The sequence below is a fragment of the Arthrobacter halodurans genome, from assembly GCF_041877255.1.
Classification (GTDB): Bacteria; Actinomycetota; Actinomycetes; order Actinomycetales; family Micrococcaceae; genus Arthrobacter_N; species Arthrobacter_N halodurans.
Window position 1 is genome coordinate 1 of record NZ_JBHDLJ010000046.1, and the last position, 237, is coordinate 237.

The 237-nt window shown below is 80.2% G+C and carries 1 protein-coding gene; it reads left to right on the plus strand.

From position 1 onward, the window contains the following. Positions 1 to 237 (plus strand): hypothetical protein (locus ACETWP_RS17365; protein ID WP_373973539.1); only part of this gene is annotated, 237 nt, incomplete at both ends.

The following is a 237-nucleotide window of genomic DNA, read 5'->3' on the forward strand; positions in this document are numbered from 1 at the left end:
TGGTTGGAGGCCGACGAGATCCGGTTGCGGGCCTGGGCCGCGGACGCGGCCGCGGCCGAGTGCGGGGAGGGGATCGCGGTGCTGGCCGCGGGATCCGGTCCGGTCCGGATCGGGGAGGCGCAGCGGGACCGGGCCGCGGCGGCGGGCCGGGATCCGGGGGAGCACGCGTGGGTGGAGACGGTCGCGGCCGCGGAGCTGGCCGCGGCGGCGGGGGGTCGCGGAGTCCACGATGCAGCA